This is a genomic window from Pseudomonas sp. AGC41 (assembly GCF_057334555.1).
Map to the genome: position 1 here is coordinate 1 of NZ_JBHFJB010000104.1, position 4,839 is coordinate 4,839.

Annotated in this window: 4 protein-coding genes; 3 read left to right on the forward strand and 1 reads right to left on the reverse strand. The window is 61.7% G+C overall.

Annotated features, from left to right (window positions below):
- Positions 1–171 precede the first annotated feature (171 nt).
- Positions 172–888: an SIMPL domain-containing protein gene (locus ACE04F_RS17615; protein WP_486108669.1), complete on the reverse strand. Its 717-nt coding sequence runs from the start codon at positions 886–888 to the stop codon at positions 172–174.
- 241 nt (positions 889–1,129) lie between these two features.
- Between ACE04F_RS17615 and ACE04F_RS17620 the strand changes: the two genes are divergently transcribed.
- The 3 genes from ACE04F_RS17620 (at position 1,130) to ACE04F_RS17630 (ending at position 4,764) form a co-directional block, all read left to right on the forward strand.
- On the forward strand, positions 1,130–2,392 hold the full coding sequence (locus ACE04F_RS17620; RefSeq protein WP_305496839.1) for an ATP-binding protein: 1,263 nt from the start codon (positions 1,130–1,132) through the stop codon (positions 2,390–2,392).
- Positions 2,385–2,945: a response regulator transcription factor gene (locus tag ACE04F_RS17625; protein WP_003177957.1), complete on the forward strand. Its 561-nt coding sequence runs from the start codon at positions 2,385–2,387 to the stop codon at positions 2,943–2,945. The genes ACE04F_RS17620 and ACE04F_RS17625 overlap by 8 nt, the downstream gene beginning before the upstream one ends.
- A gap of 91 nt (positions 2,946–3,036) precedes the next feature.
- Positions 3,037–4,764, forward strand: a complete 1,728-nt coding sequence (locus ACE04F_RS17630; RefSeq protein ID WP_486108672.1) for an ABC transporter ATP-binding protein/permease — start codon at positions 3,037–3,039, stop codon at positions 4,762–4,764.
- Positions 4,765–4,839: the final 75 nt, after the last annotated feature.

The following is a 4,839-nucleotide window of genomic DNA, read 5'->3' on the forward strand; positions in this document are numbered from 1 at the left end:
GGACTGCGAAGCGGCCCCAACAGCAGCGACTCCATCCATCTGATACACCGAGGTGTCTGGTTTGGGGGCTGCTGCGCCCGAAGCGTCGGACCGACCCAGCGGGAGCAAGCTCCCTCGCCACAGGTTTTGTGGTTCAGCCAGTAAGCGAGCTGGCTGAACCAACCGCCAACGTTATTGCATCAACACCTCAACCACCCCATCCGCGGTCATCGTCACTTTGCTGGTGCCCGCTTCCACCTCAGGCGTCACCGACTCGGCATCCATCGACGCCGCTTTCATCATCATTTGCGGGCGCATGTACGGTTGTGGGTAGCCGTTGGTGTTGAAGTTCAGGTTGACGATCTTGTAGCCCTTGCCGCCCAGGGCTTCGGTGGCGAGTTGGGCGCGGGCCTTGAAGGCGTTGACGGCGTCCTTGAGCAGGGCGTCTTCGCTGGTCTGGCGGGTGGCGGTGGCGATGGCGAAGTCCATGCCGGCCATTTTCATGTCGCCCAGCAGTTCGCCGGTGAGTTTGGACAGGGCGGCGAAGTCGGCGCTTTCCAGGCGCAGCTCGGCGCGTTCGCGCCAGCCGGTGATTTTCCCGCCCTTGTTGTCATAGACCGGGTAGCTGTTGCGGCTGCCCTGGCGCAGGTTGATGTCCTTGACTTGCTTGGCCTGGCCGATGGCTTTGTTCAGCGTGGTGCTGACGGCGGCGGCGAGTTTGGCCGGGTCGGTGTTCTGTTCCTCGGTGTAGAGGGTGACGATCATCAGGTCGCGGGCCACTTCCTGGCTGGCTTCGGCGTGCAGGGAAATCTGGTTGTAGTGCAGCTCATCGGCGGCCAGGGCCGGCAGGCTGGCGACGGTGCCGAGGCTGAGGGCGAGCAGGGCGGCGGGGCGACTGAACGTGTGCATGAAAGCTCCTAGGGATGATGCGCAGGGGTAGGTTCCGAGCCTGCGTGAACGATAAGACTCTAGCTTTTATGAGCGGGTTCGCACAGTTACAACTTCTATACAGATTGCGGGTGAGTGGCTTTTGTGGCGCAGGGGATATATAGCCTTCAGGGCTGTGGCGCTTTGCCGCATATCTGCCTCTGCCTGCCGCGCCTTGGTTATACTCCGTGCGATCCGCCTGGAGCGCTCATCAGGAGAGCTCATGCTCGCCCCTTTGCAAATGACTTCCGCTTCGCGCCAGAACCTCTGGCGTCTGACATTCATCCGCATTCTAGTCCTCGCGGCCCAGGCCGGCTCCGTGGGGCTTGCCTATTGGTTCGACCTGCTGCCGCTGCCCTGGCTGCAATTGGCGATTACCCTGGTGTGCTCCAGCGTACTCTGCGCATTGACGGCGATTCGCCTGCGCACGTCCTGGCCGGTGACCGAGCTTGAATACGCTGTGCAACTGGCCTGCGACCTGTTTATCCACAGTGCGCTGCTGTATTTCTCCGGCGGCTCGACCAACCCCTTCGTGTCGTATTACCTGGTGCCGTTGACGATTGCGGCGGTGACGCTGCCGTGGCGTTTTTCGCTGATCCTGTCCGGCATCGCCCTGGCGTTGTATACGCTGCTGCTGGCGCGGTTCTATCCGCTGGAAACCTTCCCTATCGCCCGGGAGAACCTGCAGATCTACGGCATGTGGCTGAGCTTTGCCCTGGCCGCGGCGGTCATCACGTTTTTTGCCGCGCGCATGGCCGAAGAGCTGCGTCGCCAGGAAGAGCTGCGGGCGATTCGCCGCGAAGAGGGCCTGCGCGACGAGCAACTGCTGGCCGTGGCGACCCAGGCCGCCGGCGCCGCCCATGAATTGGGCACGCCGCTGGCGACCATGAGCGTGCTGCTCAAGGAAATGCGCCAAGACCATCATGATCCGGCATTGCAGGAAGACCTCGGCGTGCTGCAGGACCAGGTCCAGCTGTGCAAGGAAACCCTGCAATACCTGGTGCGTGCCGCCGAGGCGAACCGCCGGCTGGCCATCGAAATGCAGGACGTCACCGATTGGCTCGACGAGGCCTTGAATCGCTGGCACCTGATGCGCCCCGAAGCCAGTTATCGCTTCCAGTGCCTGGGCCAGGGCACGGTGCCGCGCATGGCGCCGCCGCCGGACCTGACCCAGGCCTTGCTGAACCTGCTGAACAACGCCGCCGACGCCTGTCCCGAAGGCTTGGAAGTGGTGCTGGACTGGAACGCCTATGAATTGACGATCTGCATTCGCGACCACGGCGCCGGTGTGCCGCTGGCGATTGCCGAGCAGATCGGCAAACCGTTTTACACCACCAAGGGCAAGGGTTTCGGCCTCGGCCTGTTTTTGAGCAAGGCCAGCGTGACACGCGCCGGCGGCTCGGTGAAACTCTACCCCCATGAGGAGGGCGGCACGCTCACCGAGCTGCGCCTGCCCCATGCCGACCGAGGAGACGAATATGAGTGACGAGATCCAAGTCGACGGCGAAGAACTGCCGCACCTGTTACTGGTGGACGACGACGCCACCTTCACCCGCGTCATGGCCCGGGCCATGTCCCGACGCGGTTTTCGCGTTAGCACCGCCGGCTCCGCCGAAGAGGGCCTGACCATCGCCCAGGCCGACCTGCCGGACTACGCCGCCCTCGACCTGAAGATGGACGGCGACTCTGGGCTGGTGTTGCTGCCCAAGCTGCTGGAGCTGGACCCGGAAATGCGCGTGGTGATCCTCACCGGTTATTCGAGCATCGCCACGGCGGTCGAAGCGATCAAGCGCGGCGCCTGCAATTACCTGTGCAAACCGGCCGACGCCGACGACGTGCTGGCCGCGCTGTTGTCCGAGCACGCCGACCTGGACACCCTGGTGCCGGAAAACCCGATGTCGGTGGACCGCCTGCAGTGGGAACACATCCAGCGAGTGCTGACCGAGCACGAAGGCAACATCTCCGCCACGGCCCGCGCCCTGGGCATGCATCGGCGGACCTTGCAGCGCAAACTGCAGAAGCGTCCGGTACGTCGCTGAACCTGCGCTGAACGAATGCTGTCGACCCTCGCGACACATCGGGCCGTTGCTTTATGATCGGCCCGAGTTTTCCCCTTATCGAGCCTTAACCATGAATCAGAACGCTGAATATTCCGCGGTCAATGACGCGGTGCGCGGCCAGTTTTTCCGCCGTGTCTGGCAAATGACCACGCCATACTGGCGCAGTGAGGAGAAGGGCAAGGCCTGGACGCTGTTGATCGCCGTGATTGCGCTGTCGCTGTTCAGCGTGGCGATTTCGGTGTGGCTGAACAATTGGTACAAGGATTTCTATAACGCCCTGCAGGAAAAGAACAGCGAAGCGTTCTGGAAGTTGATCCTGTATTTCGGCGGCATCGCCACGGTGGCGATTCTCGGCGCCGTGTATCGTCTGTACCTTACCCAGATGCTCACGATTCGCTGGCGAGCCTGGCTCACCGAGCAGCATTTTGCCCGCTGGCTGAACGACAAGAATTATTACCGGCTGGAGCAGGGCGGCTACACTGACAACCCTGACCAGCGGATTTCCGAAGACCTCAACAGCTTCACTTCCACGACATTGAGCCTGGGCTTGGGGCTGCTGCGTACCGTGGTCAGCCTGGTGTCGTTCTCGATCATTCTGTGGGGCGTGTCGGGCAGTATCGAAGTGTTCGGCTACACGATTCCTGGCTATATGTTCTGGTGCGCGCTGCTGTATGCGGCAGTGGGCAGTTGGCTGACGCATCTGATCGGTCGACGCCTGATCGGCCTGAACAACAACCAGCAGCGCTTCGAAGCCGACCTGCGTTTCTCCATGGTGCGGGTGAGGGAAAACGCCGAGAGCATTGCGCTGTACAACGGCGAACCCAACGAGAACCGCCGCCTGAGCGAGCGTTTCGGCCTGGTGTGGCACAATTTCTGGGACATCATGCGCGTGTCCAAGCGCCTGACGTTTTTTACTTCAGGTTATGGGCAGATCGCGATCATCTTTCCATTCATCGTCGCTGCGCCGCGGTATTTTTCCGGCAAGATCCAGTTGGGCGAGCTGATGCAGATCAACTCGGCGTTCGGCAATGTGCAGGAGAATTTCAGCTGGTTCATCGATGCTTACGCCTCGCTTGCCGCGTGGCGCGCCACCTGTGACCGTCTGCTGAGTTTCTGCCAGGCCATGAGCGACAACGAAGACCGGGTACCGGCCATCGATGTGCAAAACCAGGGCAATGAACTGAAAGTCCGCAACCTCGGGCTGGACCTGAGCGACGGTCGCCATTTGCTGACACACGCTGAACTGAACGTCGAGCCGGGCGAGCGGGTGATGCTCAGCGGGCGTTCCGGCAGTGGCAAATCCACCTTGCTGCGGGCGATGGGGCACTTGTGGCCCGCTGGGCACGGCAGCATCTTGCTGCCTGCGGCGCGTTACCTGTTCCTGCCGCAAAAGCCTTACCTGCCGATTGGCAGCCTGCGCGAAGTGCTGAGTTATCCACAAGCGGGCGACATCTACCCCAACGAACGTTATGCACAGGTGCTGGAAACCTGTCGCCTGCCGCATCTGATTTCGCGGCTGGACGAAAGCAACCATTGGCAACGCATGCTCTCGCCGGGCGAGCAACAGCGCCTGGCCTTTGCCCGGGCGTTGCTATACGCGCCACTGTGGTTGTACATGGACGAAGCGACTTCGGCGATGGATGAAGAAGACGAGGCGACGCTGTACCAGGCTTTGCTCGACCAGTTGCCAGGCTTGAGCATCATCAGCGTCGGCCATCGCAGCAGTTTGAAACGGTTCCATGGGCGACATGTTCGCATCGAGAATGGCCAGCTGGTGGAGCAGGCCGTAACCGCCTGAACCCACTAAACACTGATGTGGGAGCGAGCCTGCTCGCGAATGCGGTGTGTCAGTTGCGGTTGAAGTGTCTGACAC

Excerpts from the sequence above, each read along its gene's own strand:
- ACE04F_RS17615 (WP_486108669.1), bottom strand. The coding sequence starts at position 888 with ATGCACACGTTCAGTCGCCCCGCCGCCCTGCTCGCCCTCAGCCTCGGC.
- ACE04F_RS17620 (WP_305496839.1), top strand. The coding sequence starts at position 1,130 with ATGCTCGCCCCTTTGCAAATGACTTCCGCTTCGCGCCAGAACCTCTGG.
- ACE04F_RS17625 (WP_003177957.1), top strand. The coding sequence starts at position 2,385 with ATGAGTGACGAGATCCAAGTCGACGGCGAAGAACTGCCGCACCTGTTA.
- ACE04F_RS17630 (WP_486108672.1), top strand. The coding sequence starts at position 3,037 with ATGAATCAGAACGCTGAATATTCCGCGGTCAATGACGCGGTGCGCGGC.